Source organism: Photobacterium profundum (assembly GCF_003026285.1).
Classification (GTDB): domain Bacteria; phylum Pseudomonadota; class Gammaproteobacteria; order Enterobacterales; family Vibrionaceae; genus Photobacterium; species Photobacterium profundum.
In genome coordinates, this window is sequence record NZ_PYOD01000017.1 from 38,786 (window position 1) to 61,151 (window position 22,366).

Sequence of the window (22,366 nt, forward strand, 5' to 3'; positions counted from 1 at the left end):
TACGTGATCAAAGTATCAATAATAGTTGATAAAACGTTTTATCATTATTTTAGTGAATGACTAAAGCGCTGGCAAAGATGGTTTATTAATCTATGTTGGCGTTTTTTTAAATATTTTTGATAAAACGTTTTATCACATTGTACCTACAACAATAAAAAAGGGTTAGAGGTAGCCAATCATGTCTCATACTTCCAAGAAAACTACACTTTGGGAATTTTTCCAAAGTCTCGGTAAAACCTTCATGTTGCCGGTCGCATTGCTTGCGTTCTCCGGTATCTTGTTAGGTGTCGGCAGTTCATTGTCTAGCAGCGCAGTAAAAGAAAGCATGCCGTTGCTGGATAACATGGTGCTGCAGCTTATTTTCATGTGGATGACAAAAATTGGCTTAGTCGCCTTCATTTATTTGCCTGTGATGTTTGCCGTTGCTATTCCATTAGGTTTGGCACGTGAAGAAAAAGGTGTCGCTGCATTTTCCGGTTTTGTTGGTTATGCCGCGTTAAATTTATCGATTAACTTCTATCTGACGGTGGCGAATGTACTGGGTAACCCTGAGCAGGAAGCAGCATATGGTGTGAAGTCGATCATTGGGATTGATTCGATTGATACCGGTATTCTAGGTGCGGTGATTGTCGGTATTATTGTTGCAAAACTGCATACGCGTTTTTATACCTATAAGATGCCTGATGCATTAGCATTCTTTGGCGGCGCCCGCTTTGTACCTATTATTACCACTCTTGTTTTAGGCGTTGTCGGTTTAGTTGTTCCCCTTATCTGGCCTTACTTTGCAGCCGGTATTAACGGCGTTGGTACGGCTATTTCCCATGCAGGTCCTTTTGGTCCGTTCTTATTTGGTACCGGTGAGCGCCTATTATTACCTGTTGGTTTACACCATATTTTAGTGGCACTGGTTCGCTTCACTGAAGCGGGCGGTACGATGGATGTGTGTGGCGAGACCGTTAGCGGCGCTCTAAATATTTTCTACTCGGAGTTATCTTGTTCAACCACCGATGGTTTCTCTCCTACGGCAACAGCGTTCTTGTCGCAAGGTAAAATGCCTACATTTTTAGGTGGCTTACCTGGTGCTGCTCTTGCAATGTATCACTGTGCACGCCCTGAAAATCGCAGCAAGGTAAAAGCATTGCTGCTATCGGGTGTAGTGGCGTGTTGGGTTGGTGGTATTACTGAGCCGCTTGAGTTCTTGTTCCTATTTGTTGCGCCAGTTCTGTACTTCATTCATGCCATCTTAACGGGTTTCGGTTTCATGGTTATGGGGCTGTTAGATGTCACTATTGGTAATACCGATGGCAATATTATCGACTTCTTAATCTTTGGTGTACTGCAAGGCACAGCGACTAAGTGGTATGTGGTACCGGTTGTTGCGGCAATTTGGTTTGCGATGTATTACAGCATCTTCCGCTTCGCAATCACGCGCTTTAACCTTAAAACGCCGGGTCGTGAAGTTGAAGTGCAAGACGAGTTGGCAGCAGCTGTAACAGGTGATAAAAACTTGGGTTACAAAGGCGATATTATTTTAGCTGCATTGGGTGGTGCAGATAATATTCTAGCGTTAGATAACTGTATTACTCGTTTGCGTATGTCGGTAAAAGATATGTCTTTAGTTAACGATGCTGTACTGAAAGCTAATGGTGCGCTAGGGGTAGTGAAACTGGATGAGCATAATCTACAAGTGGTGATTGGACCGCAAGTTCATATGGTGAAAAATGAAATGCAAAGCTTAATGCCTGCATAAACGCGCTGACTTGTATTACGGGGAGCCTGGCTCCCCGTTTTTCTTTTCTGAATTTGAGGTTTGTTATGTTTGATTTTTCTACCACGGTGAATCGCTATGGTACGTATTGTACGCAGTGGGATTATGTCGAAGATCGGTTTGGCCAAGCTGATTTATTGCCGTTTACTATTTCTGATATGGATTTTGAAACTGCGCCATGTATTCAGCAAGCATTACAGCAACGTCTTGAACACGGTGTTTTAGGGTATAGCCGCTGGAATCATGATGATTTTAAGCTGGCGATAACAGGGTGGTTTGATAAACGTTTTAATGTGCAGCTGCCTGTCGAATCGGTGGTTTACGGCCCCTCGGTGATCTACATTATTTCTCAATTGGTGCAGATTTGGTCTGAGCAAGGCGACGGTGTGTTAGTACACACTCCTGCTTATGATGCCTTTGGCAATATGCTGAATGCGAACCAACGTCAGTTGTTGGAAAGCCCATTATTAAAAACAGCTGAGGGTTATCAGATTGACTGGCCACAATTTGAAGCGCAGGCGGCATTGTCCCATTGCAAAATTTTATTATTGTGCAGCCCGCAAAACCCTACTGGACGGGTATGGACGAAGATAGAGCTGGAGCGGATGGCGGAAATTTGTCTGCGCCATAACATAAAAGTGATTTCTGATGATATTCATATGGATGTTGCGTATTCCTCATATATCCCTTGGTCTGAGGTTGCAATGGATAATGATTGGGCGCTGGTCACATCGGGCTCTAAATCCTTCAATATTCCCGCGCTGACGGGTTCCTATGCATTTATGCCTGATAAGGCAACACGTGAAGCTTTTCTACTGCAATTAAAGGCAGCGCACGGCTTATCTTCCCCGTCTATTTTGGGCGTTATTGGGCATATCGCAGCCTATCAACATGGTGATGAATGGCTAGATGCATTGAAAGGCTATTTACATGCAAATCTAGAGTATGTCGCCGAGCGACTGAACTTGGAATTCCCAACCATTAACTACCAAGTACCTGAAGGCACTTACTTAGCGTGGATTGATTTGAATTCACTGAATATCAATATGGATGAATTACAGTGCATTTTAATTAACGAGCACAAAGTGGCGATTATGCGAGGCGATACCTATGGCTCTGCAGGTAAAGGGTACATCAGGTTAAATGTAGGTTGTCCCCGCAGTAAAGTGGTTGCCGGTGTAACAGCACTGATTGCTGCATTACAGACAACTCGTCAGTAATGTTTTTAATTATAAAGCGTTGGGTGTTAGTAAATACTTACCGACTTTTTATACGATAGATTTAGCGTAGCTGAGAGTTGTTACGCTAAATCTGTTGTTATGGCTACCTTTGCTTCGTTCTGGTGTTACTTCAAACTTGGTGATTGAGGTTTTATTGAAGAGTTAACCTCGAGCATTCCAGTTGGTACTCGCTTCATTTGAGCCAGAGTGAGCCCAACCAATACCATCCCCCCTCCAATGAGATGGTACTGACTAGGATGAATACCCAGCATCACAATACTCATACTGGCGGTAAATAACGGTACTAAATTCATGAACAAGGTTGAGCGTGCAGCGCCAATTTGAGTTACCCCTTTTAGCCAGCACCATGGTGCAATAATTGAGGCAGCAAAGGCGGCAAATGCGACCATAGGTAAGGCGCTAAGCGAAATGGCTGTTGTCTCGCTACTAAGCAATAAAGGCAGTTGTAGCAAGGCACCCAGAAATACTTGGCAATACACTGCGCACCAAGGTGTTAATGGTAGCTTCCAGCGATTCAGTAATACGGAATACAAAGCATAAGAGAGGCTGGAAACAAACATAAGCATGTCACCCTGTTTGAACCCTTGCGTCAGCAATTGATTCGGGTTGCCTTCACTCAACATGTATACCAAACCAATGAATGATATTAATGCCCCAATTAAGGTGTGGATTCGTAATTTCGTGCCTAGCAGGGGCACGGCGAGAAACAGACCAAATAAGGGCATTAGCGAGAGAAAAATCGCAATGTTTGTGGCGCTGGTGGTGTAAGCCGCGTAATACGCCAAGCTTTGATTTAATACCATGCCGAGCGATGCCAACACAGTCAGCTTTGTTAGGTGCACTTTTATTTGCAGGCGTTGTCGATAAACGGTTGTAAGGCAGAAGGGGGTGAGCAACAGCAAAGCGAAAAACCAGCGATAAAATGCAATAGCCCCAGGCTCGATCGTGGCTGTTGCCATTTTACTAACCACGGCATTTGTCGCCCAAATGGCAACTGCCAAAATGGGGAATAAAAAGCCGATAAACGGATAGTTAGCGTATCGACTCCCTGAGTGATGTTCAGTCATAGTAATTTTCTCTCATTGATGTAGGGGATTACAAATGATTAGATAAAACGTTTTACCTAGTAAGAGTGTTACATGGCGGGAGAGAACCTGATATGCCAAACCAGACAGTCAATTGACCGTGTCAGACAACGAACATGTGAACAAGGTGGAATGATGGAGCAACGACAATTTATGCCCCAATTAGTTGAGCAATTGCCCACAGATGTATTTATTCATTATTTCCATATCGCCGCAGGCACGGAAACTTTAGCCCATCATCATCGCTGGGGGCAGGTGCACCTTATTAAGCATGGTGTACTAGAGATGGAAGTTGAAGGACAGAAAATGGTGTCGCCTGCAGGGTACGCCATTTGGACACCAGCTAATGTGGTTCATCGGGCTTATAACCGTAAAGACATCGAATATTGTGCGATTAACATTAATCAGCACCTTGTGGCTCAGTTGCCTCGGCAAGCTTGCATGATTGCATTATCTCCTTTAGTACAGGCAATCATCGATGATTTGGTGCATCGAGAAGTGGCGGCAGTCGATAATTATCAAGATCAATGCCTGACTGATGTTCTGATTGCAAGGCTAGCCTCTGCTAAGCGTATGGATAATTTCCTACCCACTACATCAGATACTTTATTGAGTCCCATTCTAGCCTCTCTGGAGGCCGATCCTGCTGATACTCGCTCGTTAGGTGAGTGGGCCAAACATGTGTATTCCACCGAGCGTACATTAACCCGTCGTTTTCAGCGCGAGTTGAAGATGAGTTTTAATGAATGGCGACAGCGCTTAAAGGTGGTTCATGCGCTGCATTTATTGAAATTGCAGTATTCGATTAATGATGTCGCTTTTAGCCTTGGTTATAGCCAAGCCTCTTCATTTATAAAAATGTTTCGTCGTCAAACCGGTATGACACCAGAAGTTTACCGTTCGAAATTACTGACACTAACTCAGCAAGACGAAAGGTAAAGTGATTGATGAAAAGGCCACGATTGTTAGGAAACTTGATATTAATGAATATAAAAGATCACCTTAAGCGATGGATGCAAAAGGGTTGTGTTGTGAAGCTGCAAGGTTGTGTGGATGAACAAGCGTTAGAGCGGTTATCTGATCGGCAGCTAAAAACTTTGGCGACGGACGGTATAAGCAAAAACGAAAAATATGCCGCTCAGCAGTTGTTGTTTAAAAGGGCGATGAAAGAGAAAAATAAAAAGAAATAAAAAAGGCTCACACCCAAAAGTGCAAGCCTCAATAATGCTTTCCTAAACCTTTCGGTTTAGTTCATGCCGTATTTCTTTAGCTTCTTACGAAGTGTACCGCGGTTGATACCCATCATAGTTGCTGCACGTGTTTGGTTACCACGTGTGTACTGCATGATTGTATCTAATAGCGGTTGCTCAACCTCTGCAAGCACTAGCTCGTACAGATCGTCGACTTCCTGACCATTTAACTGAGCAAGATAGTTTTTTAGCGACGCTTTAACAGAGTCACGTAGTGGCTTCTGTGTGATTTGGTCTTGTGACGTTACAGTTGTAACTGTTAACGCTTCGGAAGTCAGATTTTGTTCGAACATAATTCTGTAAGCTCTTCTAGTATTTATGCAACGTTTTCGAAGTAGCCTTGCAGCGCATCGATTTGCTCTTGAGCATTCTCGAGTGCGTTGAAGGACCGACGGAAATCACCAGCTGGTGCATGTTCTTTTAAGTACCAAGACACGTGTTTACGTGCAATGCGCAACCCTAAATATTCACCGTAGAAACGATGAAGTTCTTGAACATGTCCCAACATAATGCCACTTACCTCATCCATAGATGGGGCAGGCAGGTATTCGCCGGTTGTTAAGTAATGCTGGATTTCTCTAAAAATCCACGGTCGCCCTTGTGCAGGACGGCCAATCATCAAAGCATCTGCACCCGTATAATCGAGTACAAAGCGAGCCTTTTCCGGTGAATCGATATCACCGTTAGCAATTACCGGAATTGATACCGCTTGTTTAGCTGCTCTGATGTAGTCATATTCCGCTTCACCTTTGTACATGCAAGACTTCGTTCGCCCATGAAGCGCTAAAGCTTGAATGCCACATTGTTCCGCGATTTTTGCTATGTCGACACAGTTACGGTTGTCTAAATCCCAACCCGTACGCGTTTTTAGCGTAACAGGTACATCGACTGCACCCACAACGCTACGAAGAATCTCTTCGATTAACGCAGGATGTTGCAGTAATGCCGAACCAGCCAAGCGTTTGTTAACTTTTTTCGCTGGACAACCCATGTTGATATCGATGATTTGCGCACCGTTCTCAACACTAAATTGTGCAGCTTCAGCCATCAGCTTTGGATCTGCTCCAGCAATTTGAACCGAGCGAATCCCCGATTCACCTTCATGAACCATTCGGTTCTGCGATTTAGCCGTTTTCCATAAATCTGGATTCGACGACATCATCTCGCTAACAGCCATTCCCGCGCCGTAGCGAAGGCATAGTTCACGAAATGGCCGATCGGTCACACCCGCCATTGGCGCGACTATCAGCTGGTTGTTTAGTTGATATGGACCGATTTGCAATGTCTGTACCTGACTGTGCCAGTAAGGGCGCGCATTTTACGCATTTTTTCCCTTGCTGAAAAGACCAATAATTGAGCATTTAGTTTTTGTTTAACAAAAATGTATGTTTTTCAATCGATTGTGTGTTTTTTGCACAGTAAAAAAGGTGAATTAAAATGACTAATGGCGAAAATTACGCCTTACAACCTGAAATTCGGCACCATTCATCACGTGCAACAACTGGGTCTAATGCCAATTCGTCGCTGTAATATGTGGAGACGTCTTCAGCTTGAATTTCCAATACACCTGAAATTGCTAGCTTACCGCCCGGCTTTACTAGGCTTTTTATTACCGGTGAAAGCTCACGTAATGGGCCCGCAAGAATGTTTGCAACCACCACATCTGCTTGTACGTCAGTAGGCTGATCTTTAGGTAGGAAAAGCTCTAATTTATCAGAAACACCGTTACGCTCTGCGTTATCGCGTGATGCTTGGATAGCTTGTGGATCGATATCGATACCAATGACTTTCTTTGCACCTAGCTTAAGTGCTGCAATGGCTAGAATGCCAGAGCCACAACCGAAGTCGATAATGGTTTGTCCCGTTAGATCTTGACCATCAAGCCACTCTAAACATAACGACGTTGTTGGGTGAGTACCAGTACCGAATGCAAGACCCGGATCAAGTAGTACATTAACCGCGTCTGGTTCTGGTGCTTCACGCCAGCTTGGGCAAATCCATAAACGACGACCAAAACGCATTGGGTGGAAATTAACCATCCATTCACGTTCCCAATCTTTATCTTCTAATTGCTCAATTTTGTAAGCAAAATCGTCAGCAATTAGAGGGCTGTTCTTTAGCATGTTCAGCACGAAATCCATGTCGGCTTCAGCATCGTATAAACCAATGACGTCAGTATCACCCCACAGGCGAGTCTCACCTGGCATTGGTTCGAATACTGGTGTGTCTTGCGCGTCAAGGAAAGTGGCAGATAAAGCCCCCGTTTCTTCCATTAACATATCGCCAATCGCTTCAGCGTTTTCAGCAGTTGCGTTTAGTTTGATTTGAATCCAAGGCATGGTAATTCGCTTATTATTTGGCTACGGTTTGAACATAAGGGCGAGATTCTAGCATGAAATTTCAGCAATCCACACCTCTAGTATGTCAATCACATCAGCGGTTTTTATTGATATAAAAAAAGATAGCACCCTAGGCGCTATCTTTAAGAGGTATAGCAGAGGCTTATCTGCTTAATGCTGTGGCGCGGTTACCATCGCTGGTTTGGTGAGGCTGCCAAGCACAAAAGCAATCAGCCCAATGGCCAATGTGGGCACGATGGCATGTAACCCACCTAAGTCAGGCTTAATCACCGACAAACTAATATAGCAAACCAGCCCAGATATCATTGAGGCTAACGCCCCTGTCGCCGATGCTTTTTTCCAATATAACCCAAGTACGAGTGGCCATAAGAACACCGCTTGCATGCCGCCAAAGGCTAATAGATTTAACCAGATGATCATGTCGGGCGGGTTAGTGGCGGCAATAAAGACCAAAACAGAAAAAATACCGGTTACCCACAACGATAGCTTAGAAAGGTGTTTATTGGCGTTAGGTCCTTCAGCAGCTTTGGGGTTGATGTAATTGAGGTATAAATCTTTTAATAGCGTGGCAGATGCCTGAATTAGTTGTGAGTCAATACTCGACATAATGGCCGCCATTGGACCCGCCAAGAAAATACCCGCCACCCAAGGGGACAAAACAGTCATCATCAAGGTTGGCATGATCTGATCTGGGCTGGCAATGTCGGGCACGATAGCACGACCTAATGCCCCTGATAGATGCATACCTAGCATCAGGAAAGCTACCATTGCAGTACTGATCACCATTCCCCTATGCAATGAACGGCTGTCTTTATAAGCCATACAGCGAACGGCAGCGTGAGGAAGACCAATAACGCCAAAACAGACCAGAATCCAGAAGCTCAACATAAAAGGTTGGCTTAGAAAATTATCAGGACCAAAGGGGGTAATCAATGATGGGTCAATGTGATGTAATTTTGTTATCAGTTCACCGACACTACCACCGACATGCACCACTCCTGCTAACAGGGCAATGGTGCCAATAATCATCATAACCCCTTGCAACGTATCGGTCATTACAACGGCACGAAATCCGCCTATGGTTGTATACAAGCCAACAGTTACAGCAAAGATCATTAACCCTTGTGAATAGGGTAATCCGGTGACAGTTTGTAATAACCGTGCGCCACCAACAAATTGCACCACCATGGTGCCAAAAAAAGCGAGCAATAACGCTAAAGAAGCGAAGATGACGACCGCTTTATTTTTATAGCGAGCATATAAAATATCATTAAGGGTTAAAGCATTATGCCGTCGAGCTTCAATCGCGAATTTTTTCCCGAGCACCCCTAGCGTTAACCATGCAGCTGGCAGTTGAATCATGGCGAGTAATACCCAGCCGAGCCCCATTTTATATGCAGCCCCTGGCCCGCCAATAAATGAGCTGGCGCTGGAATAAGTGGCCGCTAATGTCATGGCTAATACAAAGCCGCCCATACTGCGGTTGCCCATCAAATATTCACTTAAGAAGCCTTTAGAAGAGGTACTTCTGCCTCGACTGAAAAATGCTAAGGCAAAAACAGCGAATAAATAGATCACCAAAGGGATCAGTATTTGGCTATTCATGATCATTGTCCTTTTCAATTTCCAGAGACATATCTTGGTAGATAAACTTAACCATTAAACCGCATAACACTGTGAAAAGAATGGGACCAATAATGCAGGAGAGCAAAAACCATAGTGGAAAGCCCCAATAGAGCTCTGGCAGAGTTGTTGTAATCTCTGTTGATGAGAAAGCATAGGCTGAAATATACCACCAGATGAAATAGGCAATCGCTAATCCTACCGCCCATTTAGCCTCTTTATGAGCCTGACGGTAACGCGCAGAGAGTGTTTTCATACGCTGTTGTCTCCAATTGTGTTGGCATTACTTCAAAGGAATAGAGAGAAGGAGAGTAATGCTCATACAAATAAAAAAGGGGGGTATTGTGGCAAAAGTTATTTATCAGTGCCACTGACCTGTATCAATTTGTCAGAAAATCATGTTGAAGAAAGTAGAAATTGCAGTGAAACTGAAGAGGATGTAGTGAAAGGGGCATAAAAAAGGCCACCCAAAGGTGACCAGTTTTTTATTCACGCGTTTATCGCGAAATTATTGTAGACCAAGTTTCTTCTCTAGATAGTGGATGTTTGCACCACCATGCTGGAAGTTTTCATCTGCCATAATTTCTTGCTGTAGCGGGATATTGGTTTTAATACCATCGATGATTGATTCACTTAATGCGTTACGCATACGTGAAATTGCCACATCGCGGTTTTCACCGTATGAAATCAGCTTACCGATCATAGAATCATAATGCGGTGGTACTGTGTAGCCTGAGTAGATATGAGATTCCCAACGAATACCCATGCCACCAGGCGCGTGGAAGCGCGTGATTTTACCTGGGCAAGGTAGGAAACGCTCAGGATCTTCAGCATTGATACGACATTCGATAGCATGGCCACGAATTTGAATATCAGATTGACTGAATGATAGTGGCTGACCTGCAGCAACACGAAGCTGTTCTTTGATTAGATCAACACCCGTTACCATTTCAGTTACTGGGTGCTCAACCTGAATACGGGTGTTCATTTCAATGAAGTAGAACTCACCATTTTCGTATAGGAACTCAAATGTACCAGCGCCACGGTAACCGATCTCGATACAAGCACGTGTACAGCGTTCACCGATGTACTTACGCATCTCTTCTGTGATGCCTGGTGCTGGTGCTTCTTCAACAACTTTCTGGTGGCGGCGCTGCATTGAACAGTCACGCTCACCTAAGTGAATAGCATTACCTTGACCATCAGCCATGATCTGAACTTCGATATGACGAGGGTTTTCAAGGAATTTCTCCATGTAAACCACATCGTTATTAAAGAACGATTTAGCTTCAGCACGTGTCATCGCGATAGCTTCTGTTAGTTCGGCTTCAGTGCGAACAACACGCATACCACGACCACCACCGCCACCAGATGCTTTGATGATGACAGGGAAACCAATTCGTTTAGCGAAAGATTTATTTCTCGCTTCGTCGTCATCCAATGGACCATCAGAACCCGGCACACAAGGAACGCCCGCTTTTTTCATTGCGGTAATTGCTGACACTTTGTCACCCATCATGCGAATAGTTTCCGCTTTAGGGCCAACAAAGATAAAACCAGAACGCTCTACTTGTTCTGCAAAATCAGCATTTTCAGACAAGAAACCGTAACCAGGGTGAATCGCAACTGCCCCTGTGATTTCTGCTGCACTAATGATGCGTGGAACATTCAAATAACTTTCAGTACTTTTGGCTGAACCAATACATACCGTTTCGTCTGCAAGTAACACATGCTTAAGATCGCGGTCAGCTGTTGAGTGAATCGCAACAGTCTTAATACCTAATTCTTTACAAGCGCGCAGAATACGAAGGGCAATCTCGCCTCGGTTCGCAATAACTAATTTATCTAACATAATAGGCCTCTGTTACTCGATGATAACAAGAGGCTGATCGAACTCGATAGCGTCGCCATCTTCAGCAAGAATTGCAGTAACCACACCCGCTTTATCAGATTGGATTTGGTTCATCATTTTCATCGCTTCAACGATACAAAGCGTGTCACCAACGTTTACAGACTGACCCACTTCAACAAATGCTTTTGCTTCAGGGCTTGGCGCACGGTAGAAAGAACCAACCATTGGAGAAAGAACTTGGTGACCAGCAGGTTCTGCGGCAACAGGTGCTGCAGCTACTGGCGTAGCCGCTTCTACAGGTGCAGCTTGAGCTGGTGCAGCAAATTGAGGGGCTGCCATGTACTGCTGTGCAGGTAATGCAGATGCAGGTACATTACGGCTGATGCGTACTGATTCTTCACCTTCAGAGATTTCTAATTCAGCAATACCAGATTCTTCAACCAGCTCAATTAGCTTTTTAATCTTACGAATATCCATCTATCTTTCTCTTTTTATGTTGTTCAGTTAGCTTTCTGATTGCAGGCGTCTTACCGCAGCATTCAGGGCGAATTCATAACCATCTGGACCAAGACCGCAAATAACACCAACTGCTTTATCTGATAGATAAGAGTGATGACGGAATGGTTCTCTTGCGTGAACATTAGATAAATGCACTTCAATAAATGGAATCGCGACACCGAGTAGAGCATCACGAATAGCGACGCTAGTATGGGTGAACGCAGCAGGATTAATAATAATGAAATCCACATTGCCATGGGCTTGATGGATTGCATCAATCAATTCATGTTCTGCATTTGATTGAATGTGATCTAATGTGACGCTTAGGTTGGTTGCTTTGACAGTTAAATCAGCAACGAGTTGAGCCAATGTATGATGGCCATAGTGACCTGGCTCTCTGAGACCTAGTAAATTTAGGTTAGGTCCGTTAATAAGTAAAATTCGTTTAACGGTCGACATCTTGACGTATATCCACTTGTTTTTGAGGTTTTACTCTAACAACATGCAGTAAACTGCAAAGCTGTATCCCGATGACCTAATTTATACTGCCAAACAATGTTTGTTGAGCGATTATAGAGAAATCACCGCAAATAGCAGCAAAATACTGGTCTAATCACCGAACTTACCGCTTACACTTGTACGCTGTATGCATATTCTATGGTTTTATTAGACGGCCACTTCTACTGCAAGTTCACCAGAATAAAAGCGATAACATGGGGATGGTTCCATTTTTCGCTCATATTGAAGCGGTTTAATCAATTTGATTGAGTGATTATTGATGCCGTATCTGACTTATTTTTTGCATACATTTTTTCAGTGTAGCGTTTTTGTTATATAGATATCGAGACCAAGGTTTAAAAATTGGAACTCACAATTGCACGCTTTGTAAACAACTCTTTATTTTTGGTGAGGTGACAATGAAAAAAAGGGCAAGTGTTATTGCTACATTGACAAAAAAGCCGCCTGACGGCGGCTTATTTAAGTTGGTAACATACGGTTATAAAACAGTTTGTTTTTCTGCGATCAGTTTATCAACCACACTTGGGTCTGCGAGCGTTGATGTATCACCTAAGCTACCGGTGTCACCCGTAGCAATCTTGCGGAGAATTCGACGCATAATTTTACCAGAACGTGTTTTAGGTAAGGCATCGGTCCAATGTAGGAAATCAGGTGTCGCAATAGGACCAATTTCTTTACGTACCCAATCTTTTACTTCTTTATGCAGTTCAGCGCTGGGTATTTCACCATCATTTAGCGTGATATAAGCATAAATTGCTTGGCCTTTAATATCGTGTGGTACACCAACAATTGCAGCCTCTGCTATCTTATCGAAAGCCACTAATGCGGATTCAATTTCAGCTGTACCCATACGGTGGCCTGAAATATTCAGTACGTCGTCAACACGACCTGTGATCCAGTAGTAACCGTCTTCATCACGACGTGCGCCATCACCGGTGAAATACATACCTTGGAAGGTTGAGAAGTAAGTTTGTTCGAAGCGTTCATGGTCACCCCATAAAGTACGCATCTGCCCAGGCCATGAATCAATCATAACTAAGTTACCTTCAACGGCACCTTCTAGGATATTTCCCATATTATCAACAATAGCTGGCTGAACACCGAAAAATGGACGAGTAGCAGAACCTGGTTTTAGCGCTGTCGCGCCAGGTAATGGCGTAATTAAGATACCGCCTGTTTCTGTTTGCCACCATGTATCAACGATAGGGCAACGGCTATCGCCAATAGTACGGTGATACCATTCCCACGCTTCTGGGTTAATTGGTTCACCGACTGATCCCATTATACGCAAGGATGATCGTGACGTACCTTCAATCGCTTCTGTGCCTTTTGCCATTAATGCACGAATGGCTGTTGGGGCAGTATAAAGAATGCTGACATTATGTTTATCAACCACTTCACTCATGCGACTGGTTGATGGGTAGTTTGGCACACCTTCAAATAGCACGGTTGTTGCACCATTAGCCAGCGGACCATACACCAAGTAACTGTGACCGGTTATCCAACCAACATCGGCTGTACACCAGTACACATCGCCTTCTTGGTAATCGAAAACATATTTAAACGTCATGGTGGCATACACTAAGTAACCACCCGTTGTGTGAAGAACACCTTTAGGTTTACCAGTAGATCCTGAGGTATATAGAATGAAAAGAGGATCTTCTGCATTCATTTCTTCTGGCTCACAGTGAGAAGACGCGATTGCTGTAGCTTCATGCCACCATACATCACGCTCACTGTGCCACTCAACATTGCCGCCAGTACGCTGAAGTACAATGACTTTTTCGATACTTGTGACATTTTTATTGGCTAAAGCATCATCCACATTCTTTTTCAGTGGTACAGCGCGGCCAGCACGAACGCCTTCATCAGCAGTAATCACGAGTTTTGCGTTGGAATCAATAATACGACCCGCAAGCGCTTCTGGAGAGAAACCACCAAATACAATGGTATGTACCGCCCCGATTCGTGTACAAGCCAGCATAGCAACTGCCGCTTCTGCCACCATTGGCATGTAAAGGCAAACGACATCACCTTTGCGAACGCCTTGGCTTTTCAGTGCATTAGAGAACTTACAAACTTGTTCATGTAATTCGTTATACGTGAACGTGGCATCATCGGTAGGATCGTCGCCTTCCCAAATGATAGCGGGCTGATCACCGCGAGTCGCAAGGTGGCGGTCAATGCAGTTTGCAGATACGTTCAGTGTGCCATCTTCAAACCAGTTAACGCTGACATGGCCAGTATCAAAAGAAGTGTGCTTCACTTTAGTGAATGGTTTGATCCAATCAACAATCTGACCGTGTTCACGCCAGAAACCTTCAGGGTTGATAACCGATTGTTGGTACATCTCACGATACTGTTCATCATTTACGTGGGCTGTAGCTGCAATCTCTTGATTGACTGGATAAACATGAACTTCACTCATCGTACTCTCCTTAGTGTTTCCGTTTTTTGTCCAATCTGGGACCGGATAATATCGTTTGTCGCTGTTGATACTAACTTCCGATAGATCAACGTTTGCCACAATTAGACTTTAGGATTAGAGAGCACGATCAATGTAGAAATTGTAGCGATTACATCGAAATTACATAGAAAACATTGCATAGCACAAGACTCATCGCATTATTCACGCTGAACGGAGCGTCGGTATATCACCATGTTTTAGCCGTACATAAATTAAAGCAGCAGTAATCGTATCTTCAAGCGCGTCATGCCGCTCGGGTACCGGAAGGTCAAGGTGGCGGCTAATGGCTTCCAAACTGAGATCGTAATAAGCATTAGGCAGAAGCCGCTCTAAACGATCATGATAAAGATGGCTTACCTCAACTAATTTATTGGGCAATGCAAAACCAAATAACCGTCTGTAATAGCGATCCAAAATCGTTTTGTCATAGCGAATGTGATAACCCACTAAAGGGCGATTACCAATAAAATCAAGCAGTGTCGTTAACGCTTCTTTTTCATCTAATCCTGCGCGTAAATCTTGGTGGCGAATACGATGAATAGCGATGGAATTTGCATCTAAACTGCTTGGTGCTCTTAGGGTTAAATGGATCGATTTACTGGTGAGTATACGATTATCTTTAATAACGGTTGCTGCAATGGTGACTAATTCTGCACTGTGCGGATCTAGGCTAGTAGTCTCACAATCTACAGAGACAAGTTCATCCCCTTTATAGCGATTAAAGAATTGAGCATAAGGATTATTTTTTAATTTTCGCTGATACCAATAACGTCGAAATAGGTTCATCATTAATCCCTTATTTGGTAGTGATAACCGAGCCACTCTTTAAACTTCTTTACCACATGAAGGCTGTGGCGCAGTAGGTCTCGTTCGGCACGACTGAGGTCACTCACGTTTAATTGCTGGTTTTGTCCACCGGCTTGGTGGTTAAGCTGGTGGCGTAAACGAGTCTTGATGAATAACTTAAGGGCTTCGCTTAAATTAGAGGCAGTGTCTGGCTCTAATACTTTGTGCAATTCGAGTTGATGAATACGCTCAAAGGTATTATTGGGTTCAATGTTGTTTTCTAAGGCTAATGCGCGAATACCGTGCACGATGGGAAAAATTCCACCTCGTTTAATATCAATTCCTTGCTTGGTTGATTTTATTTTACCAAATAAGGTTAAAGGTACGTTGAAGCGCAAAGCAGGACGAGTAAAGGTCGATAACAAGAGATCTTTTGCTGCTAACTGCTGATGTAAATAGGTTTGCAGTGGATTAAGCAACACGCGATTACCGGCAACAGCATGGCTATCGGCAAGTATTGCCAAATCCATCATGGTTTCTTCGGTTGCTTGTTGGCAAGAGCGACTAATCGTATGTAACCATTCACTTTGTGATTTCACCCATTTAGGGTTGTTCACCATGACTTTTCCTGGGCAAAGAGGATAGCCGAGTTGTTGTAATGTGAGGGTTAGTTTATCCATGATATTGGCACAGTCTGGCCAATCGATACCATCTTGAATAATGAGTGCATTATCTTGATCTGTCTTTAAGATTTGCTCTCCACGTCCTTCCGATCCCATTACAATGAAGCAGCAGTAATTGTGCATGGCTGGTGGCACAATTAATTGAAATGCTTTTTCGATAATCTGCTCGTTGACCGAGGCGATTAACTCCATCACAAATAGCGTATGAATGCCGTTATTAAACAAGGTTGTTACCAACCGTTGCTGGCTACTGGCTGCTAACGATAATTCGGCAATGGTTTCTGCGCGTGCAATACGTAATGTTAGTACGTGCGAGTGAGTGGAAAATAAGCTTAATATTTGGGTTAAATCTAACATGCCAACAACTTGCCCTGCATCAAGTACTTGTACCCGTTTCACTTTATGACGGGTCATTGCAATCATGGCATTAAACAAAAAATCATCTTTGTTGACGCTAATAACTGGCGTCGTGGCGATTTGACTAACTGGGGTATCAGAAGGCAGTTGATCTAACATCACCGCATGTAGTAAATCGGTGCGGGTAACAATGCCATATTGCGGTGTTGAATTAAGGGTAACCAAGGCAGCATCAAAACCTTGGGTGCGCATTTGTTCTGTTATCCGTTTTAAGTCGGTGTCATGGGGCACAATTAGGCAGGGTTGAATGTTGTCATCATCCACTTTTGTCAAAATGAATTCGGCGAGGTTTTGTTGGCGCTGTGCCTCTTCAATGAGATTTTGGCGGCGTGCTAAATTGCCATCGAAATAGGCGGCAAATTGCCCGTTAGAGCGATACAGCTCGATGAAAATTTCACGAGGTAAGAGATAACAGAGAGTATCTTCTAGCGCGATATAATCATGACGGCTTTTATTTTCAAGCTGAGCGCGTACATCGAACATATCGTCAGTGACGTAATGGGCATAGGTTTCCGTACCATCAGAAGAGGTTTCTTCAACACCGCCCTTAATGATAATAAATAAATGGTTGCAAGCTTCACCGGTTGTAATGATCTTGTTGCCTTCACGGTAATAAGCGACATCTAATGCTTCTTTCAGCATTTTTTGCTGAGCATGATGAAGACGATCAAAGGGTGTGACTGATGTGTCGAATTTATCCGGCATGCTATACCTCGTATTAGAACCTATTTCTTTATATAACCTATTACTTCATATAGTCAGTGTCGCTGATGCCGGCGATAAGCTCTAGACGACTTTAGTCTATGAGTAATGCTGTTCTTTTTATTGTGACCGTTGGTGAGGAGTTATAAGCGGGGAAAAAGAGATTGAAAGGTTACCCTATTTATCTTTGGGGTTATGGCGATAGGTTGGGCATAATGTCGGCATTATCTCCTATTATGCATTTTGGAATTGGCATGTTTCGTAGTAGTCCCTATGGATGGACCTCGCAATATCTGTTTGGTTTTTTCTTCACTTATGGTGTTTACCTTCCTTTTTGGGCGTTGTGGTTTGCGCATTTAGGGGTGGACGCTTCTGATATTGGTTTATTGCTGGGTTTAGGTCTTGGAGTTCGCTGCGTAGCGAATGTTGTGCTGACACCGCGCATTCATAATGTGGAGCACCTTATTCCAGCCTTGCGTTGGTTTACATTAGCCTGCTTGATTGCTTGTGTTATTTATATTTTCTGCGGTGGTAGTCTTTGGGCATTAGCGGCAGTCACTGTATTGTTTAACTTGGCTGCGGGTCCTATTATTCCGCTTTCAGATGCACTCGCTAACTTTTATGCAAAAGGGAAACACCTTGATTATGGTCGTACCCGCTTATGGGGTTCAATTGCCTTTATTGCTGGTTCGACAATTGTTGGGATCTTGGCTGCTAAATATGGGGCAAGTGTTATTCCTTGGGTTGCGATTGCAGGTTTAGTGGTCGCATTATTATTTTCAATGCGCGCACCAACCATAATGCCAATTGAAACCGAGCATCATGATCAGCCCCGCCCTGCGTTAATTGATATCATCAAAAACAATAGCGTGATGCGTTTTTTAATTATTGTCGCGTTACTGCAAGGTAGTCATGCGGCCTATTACAGTTTCAGTGCTATTTACTGGAAAGAAGTCGGTTATAGCGAAGCCATTATTGGTTACTTGTGGAGCTTTAGTGTGGTGGCTGAAGTGTGCGTATTTGCATTTAGTCAGCGTTTATTTGCTAAGTGGAGCGTCAGTATGATGTTTCGTCTCGCGGCTGTAGGCGTATTACTACGCTGGGGTGTAACTGCAACCATGACAGAGTTACCTGCGCTGATACTGGCACAAGCGCTACACGGTGTGACTTTTGCGGCGGCACACTTGGCAGCTATTCGTTATATTCAGCATGCTAAAAGTAATCAGATGGTGGCATTACAAGCCCTCTATAATGCATTGCCATTAGGTGCGTTTATGGCAATTATGACGGCACTCAGTGGTTGGCTATACGGTTTGTGGGGCGCGAATCTTTTCTGGTTAATGGCTGTAATGGGCATTCCAGTATTACTGATGAAGATTGAATCAAAACCACACAGTAATGATCAGTCGCCTGAGTTAGCACAACCTATGTCGACAAATTAAGAGAGTAAGACATTGTTCTTCTAGTCTTAATTGACCATTTTTAAACGTATTACAGATCGGCACAGAAAGAACTGTGATCTACCCTGATTGGTGTACTTAATCAGATTGGTTAGTATGGGTTAACTTATCGTTAACACAATCAGGAAGTATCATGGCGCAAGGATGGATCGTCGTGCCGGTCTCGTTAGCCTATTTAGGGCTACTGTTTTTTATCGCGTGGTATGGCGATAAAAAAGTTAAATGGATGGCAAAATATCGCCCGTGGATTTATAGCTTATCCATCGCGGTGTATTGTACCTCTTGGACCTTTTATGGCACGGTTGGTCAAGCCAGCCAAAATACTTGGTCATTCCTACCTATCTATCTTGCTCCCATTATTGTTTTCACCCTCGGTTGGCGCATTCTTGCCCGACTGATCTTAATTGCGAAACGCGAACACATTACGTCTATTGCTGATTTTATCGCGGCTCGTTATGGCAAATCTCAAGGATTAGCGGTATTGGTCACGATTATCGCCGTGGTTGGTATTCTGCCTTATATTGCTTTGCAGCTGCGTGCTATTACGATGGGGATTGACCTAATCGCCCCTGAGTTAGGGAGCGGGGTTGGCATTAATGAAATGGATACCGCGTGGTTGGTTACCCTCGCATTAGCCGTTTTCACGGTGTTATTTGGTACGCGCCATATTGATACCACAGAGCACCATCGTGGCATGATGATGGCTGTCGCATTTGAATCATTAGTGAAACTCGCTGCTTTCTTGATTGTGGGTGTTTTTGCGGTGGGTTTGTTATTTGAATTACCTGACTTACAAGCGGTTAAAGCGTCGTATTTAGCATCATCAACGCCAAACATTGGCAGCTTATTGATTCATACCATGCTGACGATGGCTGCGATTATTTGTTTACCTCGCCAGTTTCATACCATTGTGGTCGAAAATAATCGGGCGCAAGATTTACATAAAGCCCGTTGGATTTTTCCGTTATACCTCGTGTTGATGGGGATATTTGTTTTACCACTGGCATTAGCTGGGCAGGCATTGATGATGCCGAATGTATCTGCTGACACGTATGTGATAAGCCTACCTTTACAACAAGGGGCTGAGAGTATTGCACTGTTGGCTTTTTTAGGTGGCACATCGGCTGCCAGTGGCATGGTGATTGTATCGACCATTGCGTTGGCGATTATGGTTTCCAATGACTTAGTTTTACCGTTAGTTTTACGTCGTTTAAGAGTATCTGGAAAAAACTTTAGCGCCTTCTCTGGGTTGTTATTGAATGTACGCCGTGCGTTGATTTTATTGTTGTTATTATCGGCTTGGGGTTTTTATCAGATACTCGATAATATTCCATCACTATCAGCGATAGGCTTGTTGTCTTTTGCTGCTATTGCGCAATTTGCACCAGCATTGTTGGGCGGTATCTATTGGCGAAAAGGGAATAAAAAAGGCGTTTATGCTGGTCTGTTTGGCGGCTCGATAATTTGGGTTATTACCATGATGGCTCAAACAAGTATGTTGGCTGGTAATGCAGATACGAACGTTTTACTTTGGTTACTTACTCCGCCACAAATCCCTGTATTACAGAGTATTACATCGGTTGATTGGGGCATGTTACTCAGTATTTTAGCGAATGTTACCTTATATACGTCGGTATCATTGATGACTCGTTCGTCGTTAACTGAACGATTACAAGCGGCAACGTTCGTGGGGGCCCCGTTACCTGAAGCTGAAAATGCGAGCTTGTATCAGACGCGTGTTACTGTGGCAGAGTTAGAAATGTTGGCGGCTCGTTTTGTTGGTCGTAAGCGTGTGCATCATGCTTTTCGTCAATTTGCTGAACAACATCAAGACCCATTATTACCTCAACAGCAAGCATCAGGTGTCTTAATCCGTCATACCGAACGGGTACTAGCCGGAGTGTTTGGGGCATCTTCTGCTCGGCTGGTATTAACGTCTGCGTTGCAAGGGCGAAATATGCAGCTTGAGGAGGTGGCCACCATTGTAGATGAAGCCTCTGAGTTGTTTGATTTTAGTCGAGGCTTATTGCAAGGGGCTATTGAACATATTAGCCAAGGTATTGCCGTTGTAGATAAGCAATTAAGGCTGGTGGCGTGGAATCAACGTTATCTTGAGCTATTTACCTTTCCTCCGGGCTTAATTCAAGTGGGCCGACCTATTGCTGATGTGATTCGGCATAACGCTATGGATGGATTATGTGGATCTGGCGATCCTGAAAAGCATGTCGCTAAACGGGTAGAGCATTTGCAGCGGGGGACAGCGCATACATCTTCTCGCGTTCGGGCTGATGGGCAAGTTATCGAAGTACAAGGTAACCCGATGCCGGGTGGTGGTTTCGTGATGAGCTTTATTGATATCACCGCTTTTCGACAAGCAGAGCAAGCATTGAAAGATGCCAATGAGCACCTAGAGGCACGGGTACAAAAGCGAACCCAAGAGCTGGAACAATTAAATCGTCGCTTGGTCAATGCAACACAACAAGCAGAGCAACAAGCCCAATCAAAGAGTCGTTTTTTAGCCGCTGTGAGTCACGATTTAATGCAGCCGTTAAATGCAGCACGTTTATTTTCATCTTCGTTATCAGAGCTTGCGACAGAAGATGAAACTATTAAGTTGTCACGTCATATTGAAAGTGCCCTCGGTGCTGCAGAAGATTTGATTGGTGACTTACTGGATGTGTCGCGATTAGAAGCGGGCAAACTACAAGTGAATGTTCATCCATTCCCTATCCGTGAAGTACTCGATACTCTGAGTGCTGAGTTTGGTGTTTTGGCAAAACAGCAAGGTATTCAATTTGAAGTGCTGGAAAGTAATGCAGTGATTGTGTCCGATCCTAAATTATTGCGCCGTGCATTGCAGAACTTTTTAACCAATGCATTTCGTTATAACCCGCATGGCAAAGTGTTATTAGGTGTGCGCCGGATTAAAGGTAAGCTGCAGATTGAAGTGTGGGATAACGGGCCAGGTATTCCTCTTGAAAAACAGGCTGATATTTTTGATGAATTCACCCGTATTCAAACGAGTGGTGCAGATCATGGATTAGGGTTGGGACTGGCCATTGCCCGTGGGATCAGTCGTGTGCTTGAACACCCGTTATCGCTACGTTCATGGCCAGGTCAAGGCACTGTTTTTGCGCTCTCCGTTTCTCGTGGGGTATTAACTCAAAAGCAACGAACAGTGATCTCTCAGCAGGCGGCAGAAAAGGCAGCACCACTGAATGGAGTACGTGTGCTATGTGTCGACAATGAGCCTGAAATATTACTAGGGATGGAAACGTTACTGGTGCGGTGGGGCTGTGATGTGCGTTTAGCTGAAAGCGTTGTAGGCTCTATTCAGCAATTGGAAGATGGGTGGGTGCCAGAATTTGTCTTAAGTGATTACCACTTAGCTAACAACCAAACCGGATTACAAGTTTTACAGCAATGCAGTTTACGTTTGGGTAAAACTTTTAAAGGGGCAGTCATTAGTGCTGACCGAACATCAGAAACCCAGCAGGCTATTCGAGGGCATGGTTTTAGCTTTATTAGTAAACCTGTAAAGCCTTTGAAGTTACGCGCCTTATTGAATCAGCGACTGAAAAGTACAGTCAAAAACTGATGTAACAAAGCTTGAAGGGCTGATGAATAGATAAAAGAAAACGGAGCATAGTGCTCC

General features: G+C 43.9%; 18 protein-coding genes. 6 read left to right on the forward strand and 12 right to left on the reverse strand.

From position 1 onward, the window contains the following. Positions 1 to 178 precede the first annotated feature (178 nt). Together malX and C9J48_RS23325 are read left to right on the forward strand one after the other, a co-directional pair. Positions 179 to 1,750 (forward strand): maltose/glucose-specific PTS transporter subunit IIBC, encoded by a 1,572-nt coding sequence (gene malX / locus C9J48_RS23320; RefSeq protein ID WP_006233742.1) that lies wholly within the window; start codon positions 179 to 181, stop codon positions 1,748 to 1,750. A gap of 65 nt (positions 1,751 to 1,815) precedes the next feature. Next, a complete protein-coding gene (locus C9J48_RS23325; protein ID WP_006233741.1) occupies positions 1,816 to 2,988 on the forward strand; it encodes a MalY/PatB family protein in 1,173 nt (390 codons plus the stop codon). 125 nt (positions 2,989 to 3,113) lie between these two features. On the opposite strand, the gene C9J48_RS23330 is transcribed toward C9J48_RS23325, so the two are convergent. Beyond that, the gene (locus C9J48_RS23330) at positions 3,114 to 4,076 is read right to left on the reverse strand and encodes a DMT family transporter (RefSeq protein ID WP_006233740.1); all 963 of its coding nucleotides are present in this window, start codon (positions 4,074 to 4,076) and stop codon (positions 3,114 to 3,116) included. Between the two features lie 72 nt (positions 4,077 to 4,148). On the opposite strand from C9J48_RS23330, the gene C9J48_RS23335 reads away from it, so the two are divergent. Together C9J48_RS23335 and C9J48_RS23340 are read left to right on the forward strand one after the other, a co-directional pair. After that, positions 4,149 to 5,033 (forward strand): AraC family transcriptional regulator, encoded by an 885-nt coding sequence (locus C9J48_RS23335; RefSeq protein WP_242610882.1) that lies wholly within the window; start codon positions 4,149 to 4,151, stop codon positions 5,031 to 5,033. 44 nt (positions 5,034 to 5,077) lie between these two features. Continuing rightward, the gene (locus C9J48_RS23340; protein ID WP_131541651.1) at positions 5,078 to 5,284 is read left to right on the forward strand and encodes a hypothetical protein; all 207 of its coding nucleotides are present in this window, start codon (positions 5,078 to 5,080) and stop codon (positions 5,282 to 5,284) included. Between the two features lie 56 nt (positions 5,285 to 5,340). Here the strand turns inward: C9J48_RS23340 and fis are convergent, their stop codons facing one another. From fis to C9J48_RS23395, 11 genes are all read right to left on the reverse strand, one after another. Next, on the reverse strand, positions 5,341 to 5,637 hold the full coding sequence (gene fis, locus C9J48_RS23345) for a DNA-binding transcriptional regulator Fis (protein ID WP_005372656.1): 297 nt from the start codon (positions 5,635 to 5,637) through the stop codon (positions 5,341 to 5,343). A 23-nt stretch (positions 5,638 to 5,660) separates the two neighbouring features. After that, the gene (gene dusB, locus C9J48_RS23350; RefSeq protein WP_006233737.1) at positions 5,661 to 6,626 is read right to left on the reverse strand and encodes a tRNA dihydrouridine synthase DusB; all 966 of its coding nucleotides are present in this window, start codon (positions 6,624 to 6,626) and stop codon (positions 5,661 to 5,663) included. 172 nt (positions 6,627 to 6,798) lie between these two features. Beyond that, positions 6,799 to 7,683, reverse strand: coding sequence for a 50S ribosomal protein L11 methyltransferase (gene prmA / locus C9J48_RS23355; RefSeq protein ID WP_006233736.1), 885 nt, complete (start codon positions 7,681 to 7,683; stop codon positions 6,799 to 6,801). A gap of 171 nt (positions 7,684 to 7,854) precedes the next feature. Then, on the reverse strand, positions 7,855 to 9,309 hold the full coding sequence (gene panF, locus C9J48_RS23360) for a sodium/pantothenate symporter (protein ID WP_006233735.1): 1,455 nt from the start codon (positions 9,307 to 9,309) through the stop codon (positions 7,855 to 7,857). After that, entirely contained in the window at positions 9,302 to 9,583 is a 282-nt protein-coding gene (locus C9J48_RS23365; protein WP_006233734.1) for a YhdT family protein, read from the reverse strand. Before C9J48_RS23365 ends, panF begins: the two co-directional genes overlap by 8 nt. A 252-nt stretch (positions 9,584 to 9,835) precedes the next feature. Then, on the reverse strand, positions 9,836 to 11,179 hold the full coding sequence (accC, locus tag C9J48_RS23370) for an acetyl-CoA carboxylase biotin carboxylase subunit (RefSeq protein WP_006233733.1): 1,344 nt from the start codon (positions 11,177 to 11,179) through the stop codon (positions 9,836 to 9,838). Between the two features lie 12 nt (positions 11,180 to 11,191). Next, complete coding sequence (gene accB / locus C9J48_RS23375) at positions 11,192 to 11,656, reverse strand: acetyl-CoA carboxylase biotin carboxyl carrier protein (RefSeq protein WP_006233732.1); 465 nt, start codon at positions 11,654 to 11,656, stop codon at positions 11,192 to 11,194. 27 nt (positions 11,657 to 11,683) lie between these two features. Further along, a complete protein-coding gene (gene aroQ, locus C9J48_RS23380) occupies positions 11,684 to 12,136 on the reverse strand; it encodes a type II 3-dehydroquinate dehydratase (protein ID WP_006233731.1) in 453 nt (150 codons plus the stop codon). Between the two features lie 538 nt (positions 12,137 to 12,674). After that, on the reverse strand, positions 12,675 to 14,624 hold the full coding sequence (gene acs, locus C9J48_RS23385; protein WP_006233730.1) for an acetate--CoA ligase: 1,950 nt from the start codon (positions 14,622 to 14,624) through the stop codon (positions 12,675 to 12,677). A gap of 201 nt (positions 14,625 to 14,825) precedes the next feature. Beyond that, a complete protein-coding gene (locus C9J48_RS23390) occupies positions 14,826 to 15,449 on the reverse strand; it encodes a 3'-5' exonuclease (RefSeq protein WP_006233729.1) in 624 nt (207 codons plus the stop codon). A gap of 2 nt (positions 15,450 to 15,451) precedes the next feature. After that, on the reverse strand, positions 15,452 to 17,254 hold the full coding sequence (locus C9J48_RS23395) for a DUF294 nucleotidyltransferase-like domain-containing protein (protein ID WP_006233728.1): 1,803 nt from the start codon (positions 17,252 to 17,254) through the stop codon (positions 15,452 to 15,454). A 251-nt stretch (positions 17,255 to 17,505) separates the two neighbouring features. Between C9J48_RS23395 and C9J48_RS23400 the strand changes: the two genes are divergently transcribed. Continuing rightward, complete coding sequence (locus tag C9J48_RS23400; RefSeq protein WP_036804472.1) at positions 17,506 to 18,693, forward strand: 3-phenylpropionate MFS transporter; 1,188 nt, start codon at positions 17,506 to 17,508, stop codon at positions 18,691 to 18,693. A gap of 151 nt (positions 18,694 to 18,844) precedes the next feature. Then, positions 18,845 to 22,309 carry a hybrid sensor histidine kinase/response regulator gene (locus tag C9J48_RS23405; RefSeq protein WP_006233726.1) on the forward strand — a complete coding sequence of 1,155 codons (3,465 nt, stop codon included), beginning with the start codon at positions 18,845 to 18,847 and terminating at the stop codon, positions 22,307 to 22,309. Positions 22,310 to 22,366: the final 57 nt, after the last annotated feature.